We start from the raw sequence: 17,203 nt of genomic DNA on the forward strand, positions 1-17,203 counted from the left end.
TGGGTATCCTGAACGCGTGGTTAATGGTGACAATGGGGTGTTTTTCTCCACTGAGCTGAGATCACCCACCGTCAGTTTTGGCGATTTACTCGATTTTCCGCAGTTACAGGACGAATTGCAATTTTTGGTATTTATAGATTATGGTCATGCAGGGATGCATTCCCCTCAGCCCGGCCAGACTGCTGAGTATGACCTGTTGGGAGTAGGACCAGGCTTGAGATACCGGATTAATACCTATTTAACGGTTCGTTTCGATTACGGATTTCAGTTGCAGCGCAAAAATATTACGAATAATCCCGATTCGTCCATGGCGAACTTAGGGATTATTGCATCATATTAGGATTGTAAAATCATGTTGAGTAGTTTAAAAAATAAGGCTCACCAGAGCGGCATTATGAAAATGGCGAACACCATATTTTTAATTTGCTTGGGAGTATTTATTCCTGTGTTTACCCTTTTGGCCAACCCGACAGGTGAGCAAGTCGTCGGGGGAGGAGCCACTTTCGACCGTAATAACCCCAATGTCCTGAATATCACGACAGGGGACAGGGCGATTATTAACTGGCAGAGTTTCTCGATTAATCAGGGGGAAATGACGAAATTCCTCCAATCAGGTCCTGGGGCCGCAGTTCTAAATCGTGTTATTGGGGGCGATTCTTCAGCCATTATGGGAGCCTTGTCAGCCAATGGTCAGGTCTTCCTGATTAATCCTAATGGAATCATTTTTGGTAACGGGGCACAAATTAATACGGCGGGGTTTCTTGCTTCCACCATGGATGTAAACAACGAAAATTTCATGGCCGGTGGTGATTTGCATTTTGTCGGAGATTCAAGCGCCAAAGTCGTTAACCTAGGTAAAATCCAAGCTGACTCAGGGGATATCGTCATGCTCGCCCGGCAAGTGGAAAATCATGGACAACTCAATGCTCCTAAGGGTGGCGTTTATATGGCCGCTGGTAAAGAGGTACTACTGAGTGAAAAAGGTAAAGACCGTGTTTTTGTGAAAACGGGGTATAATGGCAATTCTGTCGTGGGTGACGGGGTAGTGAATAAAGGCTCCATAAATGCCCTCCATGCAGACCTCCAAGCCCAAGGAAATATTTATGCTTACGCGATCAATAACCAAGGCAGTATTCATGCTACGGGTGTCGTAAAAGAAGGGGGACGGGTTAAATTAACAGCGGGGGGCATCGGTAACGGAGCAGGAAATATTATCAATAGCGGATCAATTATGGCTGATAACTCCGGCGAAATCCTTGTAAAAGGTCAAAATGTGACCACTACGGATTCCTCGGTTATCCAGGCGAAAACAACTTCAACAGCGAGGAAAAGTAAAATAAAAATCGAATCAGAAGATACCACGCTAGTTTCCGGAGAAATCAACGCCTCATCTGATACGGATAAAGGCGGGAGTATTCAGATCACAGGAGTGAAAGTGGGGGCTATGGGTTTGCGTGCTGATGCATCCGGACAAACGGGTGGCGGAGAAATTTTACTCGGTGGGGATTACCAAGGCAAAAATCCTGATGTCAAAAATGCCCAAAAAACAACAGTGACAGCGGATACCAAACTCATTGCCGATGCCAAAGGTAATGGTGATGGGGGAAAAGTCGTCGTCTGGTCCGATGATACCACAAAGTTTTATGGTTCAATCAGTGCTAGGGGTGGTGTCGATGGAGGTAAGGGAGGTTTGGCTGAAGTTTCCGGTAAAGAAAATCTCATTTATCGTGGATCTACAGACCTTCGTGCATTTGACGGGACGGCAGGAACTTTACTCCTTGATCCGAAAAATATAACGGTTTCCGGTATTCCAGGGGCGGTGAATGCCTCCTATACAAACACAGTCAATAACCTTTTTGTGAATGATCCCACACTGGATTATACCTTCCTCGCATCGGATATCGTCAGTAATCTGAACCTAGCATCCATGGTGCTCCAAGCAAATAATGACATTATTATTGCCACAGATGTGATTGCGACCAATGGCGTTTTTGACCTGACTTTGCAAGCAGGACGTTCGATATTTATCGGCCAAGCCTCCGATGCGACCATTAGGCTCGGAGGTGACTTTACTGCGATAGCTAATGATAATGATATATTTGTACAAACGGCACAACGTGATGCAGGTGTTGGTGGATTTTTTATGCTGCCCGGGTCCACGATTGATACATCCCTTAATGCGGGAGATATTTCAATTGAGGTTCGTCAAGGTGCTGGTGCTGGACAAACATCAGGAAATATCGTCTTGGCAAATCTCAATGCTGGGGCGGGGGATGTTTTAGTCACAAACTCAGGAAATACAGCAGGAAGTAGCATTCTTATGGTAAGTAATAATGCTCAAATTGTTGGTAATTCGGTAAATTTTGGGATTAATAGTGCCGGGGCGGGAAGTAATACAACCGGTTCTATTGGTATGTCGACTAATCCGATGATTGTTACAACAAGTACAAATGGAGTCTCTGCCTTTGGACAAGGAGGTGGTGTTCATCTGACGGCATCTCGATTTAGTGGAGCGGCTAGTACGAGTGTGAATTTATACGTAAGTAGTGTCGTAACAACTAACGGAGGAAACATAACATTAAGCGCCTTACAACCTACAACATTACTTTACATAAATGGACCAGTCAGTAATACAGCTGGCGGAATCACTACTCTCATCGCTGATGGAATGATAGTTAATACTAATGTGGTATCAACGGACCGTATCAACGTAATGCCTGCAAATCAGGCAAGAATGATTCTAGGATCAACAAATTTTGTTAATGGTATCCTTTCTCTTTCCACTTCAACATTAAGTAAATTTATTACACCCACCTTACAATTGGGTAGTAGTAATGTTACGTCGATTTCGTTTCAAAGCGATATTACATTTGTCCCAACAAACGTACAAACATTGACCCTTAAGTCTGGTGGAGGAATTTCTTCAGTTGCTAATATATTGACAGTAAGTAATTTTGCATTTGAAGCAAATGGTAGTGTTAATTTTGGGAATCTTGCTCCGATAGGGCCTTTGGTGGATGCATATACAATAGCAGGCCGAGTTACGGGAGCAGCAAGTATAGCCTTTGCAAATGCAGGCACAAATCTTGTCATTGGAGAAGTCGATGGTTATAAAGGATTAAGGACTCAGAATGGATCAATCACTGTCGAACAGGGTAATGGTGTGTTAACCATTGCTCATACAGTAACGAGTCCTACTGACTATGATATCGATGCCGGTAACTCGGCCGTAGTGTTTAGTATGGCAAATCCAACAAATGGCGTATCAAGTAATGGATTTTTCACTTTATCTTCAGGAGCATTGGTTCGTGGAGGATCTGGATCAATTTCGGCAGCACAAATTCAAATTAATACTAATGCTCTTTTATCGATAGGTTCAGGAGGTACATTGACAGCTGATCGTATGGATATTTTTGGAAGGATTGTGGCACAAAATACTGGGAGCGAGATTTTACTAAATACATTTACTAAGGGTGGATCTGTCTCCGCGATAGCGATGAATGGACTGTTTGGATCTCTTCTCCCAATAAATAACGGTTATCCAGCAACACCAGTCGCCACGTATACAGTAACAACTGTTGATGGTAATGGTTCTGGATTATCTTTAGGTTATATTCAAACAGAAATATCGCCTGGAAATAATTCATATGATGTATTTTTACCTGTAACTGGAAAAGGATCCGGATATACTGAAGCCCCGACCATTACTTGGACACCTCCTCCTGGTGGTGGGATTACCATTGAAACACAAGTAGTATCTTTGACTGATGGTCGCGCTATTACTTTGGGTACAAAAGGAGCATACGTGCCAGGAGCTGCTGGGGCATTATATTTAAACCAGCAAGACGTTGATAACATAAGTGCAGGTAATGTAAGAATTGGTGATACGACTTCTGGCCAAATCAGTTTGGCAGGGGATATAACTATTAGTGCTTTCGATACATTGTCGCTTAAAACGAGAGCTGATATTATAGGGACCGGAAGAATTACGGTAAATAATCTAGATTTATTTGCTACGAAAGGTGTTGCGTTAACCGGTGAAAATAATGTGAACAATGTCACAGGTAATCTCCGACAGAATACCTTTACATTTAATAATGCCGGTAGTTTTGCTGTCGGTGCCTCAGGCATACAAACTGCAGCAGCTCAAATCAATATTAGCCTTACAACCACTTCTGGAGATATTACCCTCAACGGTCCTGTCAGCTCAGGAGGTGGGTCAGGTAGCATATTCATCAGAGCTAATAATGGTCAATTTGCGAATACATCATCAGGAACTTTGAGTGCAGGAGGTAGCACCATAACCATAGAGTCTGATACGATCAATATCGGTGGCCAAATCAGTGCTAATGCGGGGATTTATTTGCGTCCTAATAATCCTGCATCTACTATTTCAATCAATGATGCAACTGCAAATTATAACCTGACAACGACTCAGTTAATGCTCCTAGATTCGACTGGAGGAGTTGAGGTTGGCAGAACAAACGGAAGTGGGGCTATTAGTATAGGTTCTCTTGGTCCAGTCAATTTGTCATCAGAGACTTATAATTTAACAGTATATGGGGGATCTCTGACCAACCAAGGGAATTTAACAATGGGCCCAACACAGCAATTTGCAGCGTTTGTTGATTCAATAGCCATTATCTCAAACATCACAGCACAAGGAGGGATTACACTAGCTCCGCGCTCGGATGCAGTAGGCATAGCTTTGAACGATGCAACGGGAGCTTTTAGTTTAACTGCGACAGAATTGGCTCAATTAACAACCAGCTCTGTTAAAATTGGCCGTGAGTCTGGAACGGGGCCTATCAATATTGGATCATTAGGCACGATTAACTTAACAAATGCAAATTCATCTTTCCTTCTGTTTGGCTCGGGAAGTCCTGTCTCATTTAACTTCCAGAATCCGGCTGACACTTTCGCATTAAGTCAAAATCAGAGTTTTACCATATACACGGGTGGAAGTGTGTTGAACTCTGGCCTCAATCAAACAGACATTACGATTGGCGGGCCAAACGGTACATTAGGAATAGGTAACTTTGGGGTTCTAGTAAATTCCAGTTCCACCGTAAACCTGCGCACTTCAGTGGCGAACCTGTCTGGTGCCAGGACCACAGGTACATTAACAATAGCTAATAATACAAACTTGAATGTTCAAGGAATTGTTAATTCTTTGAATAATAATATATTCTTGAGTGCAGCAAACGGCACATTAACAAGTTCGAGTAATGGAACAATCAATGCGGGGTCAGCCAGTGTCACACTGGAAGCAGGGTCTTTGAATTTGCTTAAAACTGTGACAGGAACGAATTCGATCACCCTACAACCCTATACAAATAATATTTCCATTGGATTGAATGATACTAATGGGGCATTCCGATTAACAGCAGGGGCATTTGGAAATCTGATCACCACCAATGTGAATATTGGCAGGGTGGACGGAATCGCCCCGATCTACATCGGTGGTCTGGGGAGCATTAACTTGGCCAGCCGTGATATGAATGTGAATCTCTTGGGTGCCTCCAGTGATGTGGTATTTAACTTTACCGGAAATAATACCCTGACGTTACGGAATAACAAAACGATGGTATTTAATACCGGTGGGAATATCAGTAATCCAGGTGGATCGACAAAGGATTTAACGATCGGTGGAGTGGGTACAGTCATTATACAGAATGCCAAAAATGTGGCTATGACCACAGCTTTAGGGCGTTTGGGTGGTTCGACTAATACAGGTAGCTTCCAACTGGTGAATAATACCTCTGGCCAATTTGCGGTAGTCGGGGATGTGTTGATTCAGGGTTCGGGTGCCTACGGGACAAATATCATTAGTGCCGGACAAGGGGATCTCTTTATTAATAGTGATGTGACTTCTACGAATGGAACTCTGAATCTCCTTGCGCAGAACGGTGTGCAGATTACCGCCGGAGTCGATATCAATACACAAGGGGGGGGCTTGCTTGTGAATGCGGATGTAGATGGAAATGGGGCAGGCCAGTATAATCAAGCCGCTGGAGCCGCTGTGACAACAGGCGGAGGGACCAATGAGATCATTGCCTCGGATGTGGTTATATTGGGGACAATTAATGCGGGTGCCGGTGATATTGTTTTGAGGCCATCACTCAGTAATACGACAGTCAATGTAGGTAATAATAATGGGGGTAATTTCTATGTGAATAATGCTGAACTCGCTAATATCACCTCCACAGGTAAAGTAACAATTGGTGATCGCGCGAATACGACAAACCTGATTTCCGACGGCGCAAATGCGGGTGCGCTTAATGTCCGTTTACGATCAAAGGGCAATATCAACGACAATGGTGGAGCGGGACTTAATACGACGGGTTATGTGGTATTAGATGCGGGAGGTTCCATCGGATCGACTACAACATTTAATATCAATGGATCACCTAACCTAACCGTCATCAGTGAAGGTGACGGAGTGAATGTGACTAGCGGCACGACATTGACAGATTTGGCTGTAAAGACAGATGGCACCGTCACAAACCAATCAATTGTGGATGGAGGAAATATCACCTATAACGTGGGTGAAAACGCATTAACGACTACAATAACCAATGCCTCTGTGGCGGTGGGGTCATTAAATTTTGCTTATACGAATACGGGGGGATCAATTGTTATAAGTAATATTAATACTGGGGTCTCGGGGGATTTGGCCGTGAATGCCGCCAGTAATATTACACAAACACTCAATGGTGTTTTGGAAATAGGGGGCAATAGCCAGTTTATCGCTGCGGGTGGTAGTGATATTATTCTGGACCAAACCGGCAATGATTTTGGAGGGGGTGTTTCCTTTACAAACAATAGCCCCGGACTTTTGAATAATATCAGTATTTATGACCAAACGGGTTTGGCAATCGGGCCGCTCCAGTTAACGAGTAACTTAACCGTGGTGGCCAACGGGATCACTAACTCAGGTGCACTTGTTGTCGGAGGTTTAGCTTCATTTGATGCAGGTGCCGGTAACGACTTGAATTTGAGCGGGTTTACTAACCAAATGGCAGGCCTTTCAATCGTGAATGCCAATAATGCATCAGTCTTAAATAATGGTTCCCTGAATCTGGCCGCCTCACAAGTGACAGGAAATCTTAATGTAACCAATTTAAATGGAACAATTACGAATACCGGGATGTTGATTGTGGGTGGGAATTCCGTTTTTGTAGCGAGTGCCGGTCAATCCGTGTATCTGGGAAGTCCGCTGAATAATTTCTTTGGGACAGTCGGGTTTACTGGTTTAGGGGGGAATTTACAGAATATCCAACTCAACAATCTAGGGGCCATCAATCTAGCGGCATTGGCTATTAACGGGAATTTGGCAGTGAATTCTGGTGGAGCCGTGACCCAATCGGGCGCATGGCAGGGATCCACCCTTTCACTAACGTCCGCAGGGACAATTGTCCTGACTAATTCAGCTAATAATTTTGCGGCACTTGGCACGGTCAGCAGGGGGGGGGACTTTAGTTATACTGATACAGGTGCTCTGGCCATCAATGGCAATATTAATACCGGAAATACAGCAAGTGATGTTACGATTATTAGTTTCGGAGGAGCCATCTCATTAAATGCGCAAATTGCTGCATCTGGTATTGGTAATGATATTACACTGGTCAGTGATGTGGGATTTATTAATTCAGCCGGAGCTACTGCCTTAAGCCCGACCGCAGGAAGCCGTTATCTTGTTTATTCAGTTTCTCCGTTGGCAAATACCTTGGGAGGTCTCACCCCAGTCTTTGAGCAATATAACCTCACTTATCCGACCACCCCGGCTGATACTGTAAATAGCGGTGTGCTTTATTCCCTCGCTTCACCTCCTCCTATCCCCCCCACACCACCGACTCCGACACCGACTCCGACTCCTAGTCCTAGTCCATCATCTTCATCAACCGCTATTAATCCGAATGCATTATTATTATCACAATTCATACAGAATTTCGCCTTTGTTAACGAATGGTATAGTGACCGTTTGAGGCCTAAAGATAGCCGTTACCTTGCTGATTTCTTTGGGTGGGCGCAGATTTACAGCCAGTTCAATAATAACATGCTTTACAATAATGTGGCCGGTGCGGGCAAAGGAAAAGTCATGGCGGGGTTTTCATCATTTAATCTCACATCAGCTGATAGTTACGATGATATGATGGATGAGGATGTGCGTAACCGCAAAAGAGTCAGAAAAACATCTGCAACCCAGACGACACCTCCGATCTTGCCTGATAACCGTTCCTTCTAGGACTTTGTTTTATTAAGTTTCCTCCAATAGAGAGACATTTTTATTATACGGGGAAGTTGTGTCGCGGGAAGAGAGGTGAAGGGATCGATTATATCTGGCATTTTTTGATCAAAAAAAATGGTCGGAGCGACAGGATTCGAACCTGCGACATCCTGGTCCCAAACCAGGCGCTCTACCAAGCTGAGCTACGCTCCGACAATTAATAATCGATAAAAAAAATACTTTGGTGCACCCATCAGGATTTGAACCTGAAACCTTCTGATCCGTAGTCAGATGCTCTATCCAGTTGAGCTATGGGTGCCTTCCAGAATTGAGAAGCATGGAGAACTAAGGAAATTATTCAAGTCCGAAGATAAAAAATATCGCAAAAAACTTTATAGTCAGGCAATATTCTTTTTTCACGAGAAAACAGGTTTGATATTGAATACGGGTTTTTTAAAATGATTTTGTTCATGAAGTTTCAAAAAAACCTCTATACAACCGTCTTAATCTTGGTGCCGGTCCTCCTAGTTTACCTCTGTGCCCATGCTAGTCTTGTTGGTATTCTTGAAGATGAGGTGATTTATCAAGAAACAGCAGAATCCTTAGCCGATCATGGGACTTTTACCGTCGATACATTACCCGGGCACCCTTCGATTACTAAATATCCCCCTCTCTATACATGCGTCCTTGCACTTGTGATAAAAACAACTGGTTTTATCACGCCGTGGATGGCTCAGAGGGCTTATATTCTCCTCCAATGCGTTATCACGGGATTATTGGCTTATTGGTTATTAGTTGTTTGGGGAAAACGATTGGGGTTATCACCTTTGGAACAGTTTTTCGGGATGGGCGCCATTTTTTTTAATTACCATGTCCTCATGGTTTTTGCCTCTCCGATGTCTGAGGCTCTTTTTATGCTCTTTGGTGTTATGCTGGCATATGATTCATATCCCGCCCAAACCATGAATAAGAAGCGGCAAGGGGTCATTTGTTTGCTTTCGGCAGGGTTACTTTTGACCCGGAGTATTGGAATATCGATTATTGCCGGGTCAGCAGCAGCATTCTTTCAAAGAAAACAGTACAGAATGCTGATTTTATTAGTCGTATCGACGGCTTGCTTTATGGGTATCCTTAAAATCTATCAATCCTCATTTGTCCGACCTGGCCAGAAAGCCGATATGACGGCAATTTTGAGTTACTACACATCGTATCATTATCATTTAGTCCCCTATCAGAATGATTTTCATAGGGACGGGTTAATCGGTCTAGTAAATGGTATCGGTATGAATGCCGTTCATAATTTGAGTAATGGAGTAGAGTCTTTAGGGGAGGTTCTTTTTCCATTTTATGAGGAATCCATAAAACCGTCGACCAATAAGCCGATCATACCCCTTATTGCAGGGGGGATTGTCGGCTGTTTATTTATTTTGGGACTATTACTCTGTAAAGAAGGCCGTTATTTATTGTATTTTTTGATTCCTTACCTTGGTATGCTCCTTGTATGGACATGGCCATTTACAGGGAGGTTTTGGGTGCCTGTACTTCCCTTGGTGATTTTGGGTTTGCGAGGGGTATTACTCCGTTTTGACAGGATGGGGCGATGGCTCTTTTATGCATTATGCTTATCGACAATGATCATGAATCTTCCCTTTGTCGTTGGACGGATGTCGGTAGCCATTTCTTCCCCTGATAATCATGAGTCAGTGGACAAGACCGATCCTCTGGAGGTGCGCGAATACAAAGAGTACCTTGCGTGGCTTAAAGAGAAATCTTCCGAGCAGCCTAAGATGATTTTGCTGGGGGGCATGAATACGATGCAAAAAGCCAGGCAATACGGTGTATCTGGGGCTTGGTTAGAAGCGATGAACGGGCCAGAACCCTTCCTGATGGTCTCCGTGGGGGCACAATTAACTCCAGAGGAAATGGAGGAAGAGCGGATGAAGTTGGCCTTGTTATTGAATAAGGTCGCCTCTCAATTCCACGATCAGCCCGTGTTTGTAGTCTCAGATTTCACATTGAATAAAAGGTATCGCTCCTATTTGGATACTTTTAGCCGGGAAAATGGTGGAATCGCGCCGGTCTTTGTTTCTGAGTCAGGAAATATTAGAGTGTACAGGCTTACGCCTAAAATATAGTATTGACATCCGGGCGGCGGCGGGAAAAACAAGTTAGAAGCAGTTGAATCCCACTGATTTGATCAAAAATTCAGCTTGTGAAAAATTTCACATGTACTAATTTTTGGGAATGTTTATGGCTGCCGATCTAGGATTCGAACCTAGACAAAGTGATTCAGAATCACTTGTGCTACCATTACACTAATCGGCAATGAAAAAACTTGTATAAACCAATACGACCTTTTACAAGGGTCGTCAAGAAACTTGGGAATTTTATGGCTACGCCTGAAAAGCGCATACTTTTAAAAAATATTGATCAGCAGGGATATACAATTGATATCGACTGCTATCTCAATCATGGGGGATATAACGACCTGAAGAAGGCTTTGGGGATGAAGCCCGCTGATATTATTACCGAGGTTAAGACATCAGGACTCAGGGGACGGGGCGGGGCTGGTTTTAGTACAGGAGTGAAATGGAGCTTTATTGACCCGGCCAAAAACACCAAGCCAGTATATTTGATCTGTAATGCCGACGAATCCGAACCGGGCACATTTAAAGACCGCCAGTTGATCCATAAAGATCCGCATCAGTTGATTGAGGGGATGGCAATAGCCTGTTTCGCAAATAATGTAAAATTGGCCTATATTTATATCCGCGGGGAATTTCAATATGGGGCGAGGATTCTTGAAAAGGCCATAGAAGAGGCCAAGGCAAAGAATTTCCTCGGGAAGAATATTTTAGGTTTGGGATACGATCTTGAAATGTATGTCCACCGTGGCGCGGGTGCCTATATTTGTGGCGAAGAAACCAGCTTGATCGAGTCACTCGAGGGGAAACGACCCTATCCCCGGATTAAACCGCCCTATTTCCCGGCCGTTCTGGGCTTATACATGTGCCCGACGATCGTGAATAATGTGGAGACCCTCTGCAGTGTGAAACACATTATCGCCATGGGCGGTGCTGAATATGCCAAGATGGGGTATCCTAATAATACAGGGACCCATATCCTCTCGGTGAGTGGGGATGTGAATAAACCCGGCTATTATGAGTTTGCACTGGGGGAAATTACTTTAGGGCAATTAATTTATGATGTTTGTGGTGGGGTAAAAGGTGGGAAGCTAAAGGCCGTTATTCCCGGTGGCTCATCTTCAAAGGTTTTGAGGGCTGGTGAACGCTACAATATCAAACAAAAAGCAGCTGATGGCTCCATGATCGAAAAGGAAATCGGGATTGAGGATATCCTCATGGATTTTGATACTTTGGCGGCGGTGGGTTCCATGGCGGGTTCCGGAGCCGTTATTGTCATGAATGACACGAGGAATATGGTGGATATCCTCGCTAACATCAATGAATTCTATGCGCATGAGTCATGTGGCCAGTGTACACCGTGCCGGGAAGGCTCATTATGGATGAGCAAGATCACCCAGCGTATGACCCATGGCGGGGCCCGTACAGAGGATACCAGCCTCCTCAAAAGTGTGGCGGATAATATCGCCGGAAGGACCATTTGCGCATTTGGCGAGGCCTGTTCTTGGCCGACGCAGAGTTTTGTGGCAAAATTTAAAAATGAGTTTGAAGCGAAGGCGGCTGAAATGGAAGCCGGGAGCGTTCATTCCACCCATTGACAAATTCTAACGAGTAACCCTTAATCACAGAAAATTTCCATGACAGCCGCTACTGAAATAAAACTGCAAGTCGATCTGGTCAATGTCCAGATAGACGGGCAATGGATGCAATTTCCCAAGGGGATGAAATTGATCGAGGCCATTAAACAAGCCGGAAAATTTGTCCCTCATTACTGTTACCATGAGAAACTCAGCACTCCCGGTAACTGCCGTATGTGTATGATCGAAGCAGGCATGCCTAAAATGGGTCCCGATCGTAAACCAATCATGGGTGCAGATGGGAAACCTGAAATCGGTTGGATGCCACGCCCGATGATTTCCTGTGCGAATACAGTAGCTGAAGGCATGGGCGTAAAAACTGATTCCCCACTCGTTAAAGATTGTCAAAATGGGGTTATGGAACTTTTACTCATTAACCACCCGCTGGATTGTCCGATTTGTGATCAGGCCGGTGAATGCAAATTGCAGGAGTATTCGATCGAATACGGCACTGGTCAATCGCGTTTTGTCGAAAATAAAGTCAAAAAACCCAAGGAAGTGGAGCTGGGGCCACGCGTGACGTTAGATGACGAACGTTGTATTCTTTGTTCCCGTTGTATCCGTTTCTGCCAGGAGATTGTCAAAGATGATGTCTTGGGATTTGTTAACCGGGGCAGCTATAATACATTGACCTGTCATCCGGATAAAAAACTCGATAACAACTATTCCTTGAATACCGTGGATATTTGCCCTGTGGGGGCTTTGACCAGCACGGATTTCCGTTTCAAAATGCGTGTATGGTTCCTCAAAGAGACTAAGAGCATTTGTACAAGTTGCGCGACGGGTTGTAATACGATTGTTTCCACCCGTGAAAATGTGGTGTATCGCCAGGTGCCCCGTGAAAATAATGACGTAAACTCCTCTTGGATGTGTGATTCGGGACGGTTGAATTATTCATTTACAGCGGAAAACCGTGCGAATGGGGTGAAAATCAAATCATTCAAAGGCCACAATGAGCCAACATTCATCGATGCATTTACAGGAATCGCCTCTGGACTGAAACAATTTGCACCAGAAGAAATTGCCATTATCGCATCGGGACGAATGACTTGTGAAGAGCTTTTCCTGACTAAAAAGCTGGCTGACGATTTAAAAGTCACCCAAACCGATATTTATCCTAGGACCCAGTCTGCTGATGGTATTTTGATGGTGACAGACCGTAATCCTAATACGAATGGGGCAAGACTTTCCGGATTGATCACAGGTGAAGCCGGTGGAAATCTGGCGCAAATTGCGAGCAGTATTACCTCCGGAAAAATTAAGGCGGTCTTGGTTTTTGGCGAAGATTTATTGGATATCGGTTTTAATCCTGAACAACTCGCCGCCCTCAAGCTTTTGGTGACTGTGTCTTCGCGCAATCTTAAAACAGATAACCAAGCTGATTTTATTCTACCCGGTCTGACTTGGGTGGAAAAACGCGGGACGATGATTAATCTCAAAGGTCGTATCCAGAAAATGAATAAGGCCATTGAACCTCTCGTTGCCGCTATGGATGACTGGGAGATTATTCAGGGGATACGGACATCCTTGGGAGCAAAAGACTATTATGACCAAGCCAGTGTCTTTACGGATATGGCGGGAGAATGGACCGCTCTCAATGGTTTGAACTATGGGAAAATCAGTGATTCAGGAGTTCAAATATTATGATTTTGGCACTGACAGATTCTCTTCAATGGATGGTTCCTTTGGTGATTACTTTGGTGAAAAGCGGGCTGATTATTTTTGCATTTCTCCTCCCTTTTGTGTCCTACAGTGTTTATGCTGAACGCCGTATTAGTGCGTTGATCCAAGACCGCCTTGGCCCTAATCGTGTCGGTCCGTTCGGGCTTTTCCAGCCGATTCCCGATGCCGTTAAATTCCTGCTAAAAGAAGATTTTACTCCGGCACATGTGAATAAGCTCTATTTCTGGATTGCTCCATCCTTGGCGATGATTCCTTCTTTGCTGACGATTGCAGTCATTCCTTTTGGTAGTACCATTAATGTGAATTACACATTCATTTATGGGTCTTACGAATTTGTTGTTTCACCCATTCAGCTGGTAGTCGCAAATCTGGATGTGGGACTACTTTACGTTTTCGCGATTTCCTCATTGAGCGTTTATGGGATTGTCATCGCAGGCTGGGCTTCCAACTCAAAATATCCATTCCTCGGTTCCATTCGTGCCACGGCGCAGTTAATCTCTTATGAAATCGCGATGGGCTTGGCCATCATGCCTATTTTACTGATCTTGGGTACGTTAAACCTCAGTGATATTGTCATCTGGCAGGCGAAAAACGGATGGATTGCGATGCCGTTTTTCTCAGAAACTCTGGGCTTTCACCTTACTAGCTGGATTTTGTGGCTACCATTCCTGCTATCTTTCATTATTTTCCTAGTAGCAGGATTTGCAGAAACAAATCGTTTGCCCTTCGATTTGCCTGAATGTGAAACAGAGCTGGTCGGCGGTTATCATACTGAATATTCCTCCATGCGTTTTGCTCTCTTCTTCTTGGGTGAATATGCTGCAATGATTGTGATGTCAGCACTCATGGTCACCCTTTTCTTCGGTGGCTGGCATTTTCCGTTTCTACCTGTTTCGGCGGAAGGAATGGGTTTGTGGAGTTCTCTGAAATTAGCCATTCTTCATGTGGTCACCTTTTCAGTGAAAATGATTCTCTTTATGTTATTCTTTATTTGGGTTCGCTGGACATTACCGCGTTTTCGTTATGACCAGTTGATGAATCTGGGTTGGAAGGTATTCCTTCCCTTATCGATTGCAAATTTGATTTTGACCATGATTGTGTTATTAATTTTGAAAGGCTAATATGATTGTCGACAGGCCACAGCTTAAATGGTACGAAAAAATTTATCTCCCGACGATTGTTGCTGGGATGGCAATTACGTTGAAACATCTCAAAAAATCTTTCCTCGCTAATATCGGGATGAGGACAGAACCCAAGCTCCACCCGAGCTTGGAAATGTCCAAACGCGGGACATTTACCATGCAGTATCCGGAAGAAAAATGGCCCATGCCGGATGGTTACCGTGGTGCGCCCACACTGGTTAAAGACGAGGATAATCGTGAGAAATGTGTGAGTTGCCAGCTTTGTGAGTTTGTTTGTCCTCCGCGAGCGATCCGTATTACACCGGGATTTACTCAGGACGAACGCCATGCGAATGTAGAAAAAGCGCCCAAGGAATTTGAGATAGATATGATTCGTTGTATTTACTGTGGGCTTTGTGAGGAAGTTTGCCCCGAGGAAGCTATTTTCCTCCTGAAAGAATATGCGATTACAGGCTCCAGTCGGGCTGAGATGGTCCACGATAAAGAGAAACTTTATGATATGGGGGGAGTCTTACCTCTGCCGATCAAGAAGTGGAAAAATAAGTAATCGTATAATTCTCTTTTTAAGATCTCCATTTTTATCATAAAAAAACCGCTGAACTTATTGGTTCAGCGGTTTTTTATTAATCCTAACATCTGTCAGAGTCGGGTTAAGCAATTTGCCCTTGGATGAAGGCGAGCAATTTGCTGATGGGCAAACGTTCCTGTTTCATGCTGTCGCGGTGGCGGATGGTGACCGTATCTTTTTCACCGGTGAGCTCACCTTCGCGGACGCCTTCGATAGTTTCAAAGTCGATTGTGACACAGAATGGTGTGCCGATTTCATCCTGGCGCGCGTATCTTTTACCGATTGATCCGGCATCATCATAAAAAGCATTCATATGGGGACGCAGCAGGTTTAATACTTCCCTTGTTTTGGAGACAAGCTCTGGCTTGTTTTTGAGTAACGGGAAGGTGGCGACTTTAATGGGGGCGACACGGGGATGAAATCTCATCACGACGCGGGTTTCAGTTTTGCCTTTATCATCAGTTACTGGTTCCTCATGGTAAGCATTACAAATCAAGGCTAGGACGAGGCGGTCGGCCCCGGCTGAAGGCTCGATGACATGGGGGACATAACGGGTTTTGGCCTCGTCGTCGAAATATTCCATTGATTTACCACTGTGTTCCTGATGCTGGGTCAGGTCGAAAGATCCACGAGCGGCGATTCCTTCGAGTTCCTGCGTGCCAAAGGGGAATTTGTAGAGGATATCCACGCAAGCACGGGCATAGTGGGCGAGTTCTTCTTTTTTCTGCCAGTAAAGTTCAAGGGTATTGAGTCCAAGGCCGATTGATTCATACCATGCTAGGCGTTGTTGCACCCAGTAGATATGCCAAGCTTGCCAACCCCAGTTATTTTCGGGTTCGGGTAGGGGGGTATTTTCGTCGGCAGATGCGATATTCCCTGCGATTTGCTGGACGATTTCATCGGGTTTGATGAAAAATTCTAATTCCATTTGCTCAAACTCACGGCTACGAAAAGTAAAATTACGAGGGGTTACCTCATTCCTAAAGGCTTTACCGACTTGGGCGATACCAAAGGGGACTTTCATCCGAGAAGTCTCAAGGACATTCTTAAATTGCACAAAAATGGCTTGGGCTGTTTCTGGACGCAGGTAGGCGACATTTTCTTCGCTGGCGACAGGTCCGACATAGGTTTTGAGCATCAGGTTAAACGGACGTGCTTCACTGAGTTTCGCCCCGCTTTCTGGGTGGAAATCATTCGTATTCTCGATTTTTTGCGAGGATTCACCCTCGAGTACGGGCTTTTCTAGACCGCGTTTCGTATAATACTGGAGGGCGACTTTGCGTGCACTTTCAGGGGGTTTCCCAATAGCGATGAGGACATGGAAAGACTCGAGCGACTCCTTACCAGAGCTTTCGCATTTTGCACCCGTGTAAGAGTAAGCGATACCGGAGGAAGGATCGACTTGGTCGGCTCGAACTCGTTTATTGGTCAAGGTACATTCCCTCATGAGGTCGGAGAATGTGTCGACGTGACCGGAAGCTTTCCAGATAGAAGGGTGCATAATGATTGTGGCGTCGAGCCCGACAATATCCTCACGCCAATGAGTCATGCATTTCCACCAGTAATCTTTGACATTGCGTTTGAGCTCAGCCCCCATCGGACCGTAGTCCCAGAATCCGTTGATTCCCCCGTAAATTTCACTGGATTGGAAAATTAAGCCCCGGCGTTTACACAAGCCGACGATCTTTTCCATCAATTGCTGGTTATTTTTGGTATCTTCTGCCATAACATTCTTCTTTTTTATAATTGGAAGACATGAGACTATCCTGATAGGATAACCTGTCAAGAAAGTCGCGAAA

Annotated in this window: 8 protein-coding genes and 3 tRNA genes; 7 read left to right on the forward strand and 4 right to left on the reverse strand. The window is 44.6% G+C overall.

Features of this window, described 5'->3' with window-relative positions; genetic code table 11:
* A partial coding sequence (locus SGI98_02625; GenBank protein MDZ4742299.1) for a hypothetical protein occupies window positions 1-340 on the forward strand: 340 nt, incomplete at its 5' end.
* 54 nt (window positions 341-394) lie between these two features.
* Entirely contained in the window at window positions 395-8,248 is a 7,854-nt protein-coding gene (locus tag SGI98_02630; protein ID MDZ4742300.1) for a filamentous hemagglutinin N-terminal domain-containing protein, read from the forward strand.
* Between the two features lie 118 nt (window positions 8,249-8,366).
* Here the strand turns inward: SGI98_02630 and SGI98_02635 are convergent.
* Both SGI98_02635 and SGI98_02640 read right to left on the reverse strand, forming a co-directional pair.
* Window positions 8,367-8,443: transfer RNA gene (locus SGI98_02635), tRNA-Pro, on the reverse strand.
* Between the two features lie 29 nt (window positions 8,444-8,472).
* Window positions 8,473-8,549 (reverse strand) — tRNA-Arg (locus tag SGI98_02640).
* Window positions 8,550-8,700: 151 nt separating this feature from the next.
* Here SGI98_02640 and SGI98_02645 point away from each other — a divergent pair.
* Entirely contained in the window at window positions 8,701-10,365 is a 1,665-nt protein-coding gene (locus SGI98_02645) for a hypothetical protein (protein MDZ4742301.1), read from the forward strand.
* A gap of 116 nt (window positions 10,366-10,481) precedes the next feature.
* Here the strand turns inward: SGI98_02645 and SGI98_02650 are convergent.
* Window positions 10,482-10,555, reverse strand: a tRNA-Gln gene (locus SGI98_02650).
* Window positions 10,556-10,619: 64 nt separating this feature from the next.
* Between SGI98_02650 and nuoF the strand changes: the two genes are divergently transcribed.
* Genes nuoF through SGI98_02670 form a run of 4 tightly spaced genes read left to right on the forward strand, consistent with a single transcriptional unit; the run spans window position 10,620 to window position 15,383 of the window.
* Window positions 10,620-11,972: an NADH-quinone oxidoreductase subunit NuoF gene (gene nuoF / locus SGI98_02655; GenBank protein MDZ4742302.1), complete on the forward strand. Its 1,353-nt coding sequence runs from the start codon at window positions 10,620-10,622 to the stop codon at window positions 11,970-11,972.
* A gap of 39 nt (window positions 11,973-12,011) precedes the next feature.
* The gene (locus tag SGI98_02660) at window positions 12,012-13,658 is read left to right on the forward strand and encodes a molybdopterin-dependent oxidoreductase (protein ID MDZ4742303.1); all 1,647 of its coding nucleotides are present in this window, start codon (window positions 12,012-12,014) and stop codon (window positions 13,656-13,658) included.
* Window positions 13,655-14,815: an NADH-quinone oxidoreductase subunit NuoH gene (nuoH, locus tag SGI98_02665; protein ID MDZ4742304.1), complete on the forward strand. Its 1,161-nt coding sequence runs from the start codon at window positions 13,655-13,657 to the stop codon at window positions 14,813-14,815. Before SGI98_02660 ends, nuoH begins: the two co-directional genes overlap by 4 nt.
* A 1-nt stretch (window position 14,816) precedes the next feature.
* Window positions 14,817-15,383: an NADH-quinone oxidoreductase subunit I gene (locus tag SGI98_02670; protein MDZ4742305.1), complete on the forward strand. Its 567-nt coding sequence runs from the start codon at window positions 14,817-14,819 to the stop codon at window positions 15,381-15,383.
* A 103-nt stretch (window positions 15,384-15,486) separates the two neighbouring features.
* Here SGI98_02670 and SGI98_02675 read toward each other — a convergent pair whose 3' ends face one another.
* On the reverse strand, window positions 15,487-17,130 hold the full coding sequence (locus SGI98_02675; protein ID MDZ4742306.1) for a glycine--tRNA ligase: 1,644 nt from the start codon (window positions 17,128-17,130) through the stop codon (window positions 15,487-15,489).
* Window positions 17,131-17,203 lie beyond the last annotated feature (73 nt).

The sequence above is a fragment of the Verrucomicrobiota bacterium genome (assembly GCA_034440155.1).
GTDB lineage: Bacteria > Verrucomicrobiota > Verrucomicrobiia > JAWXBN01 > JAWXBN01 > JAWXBN01.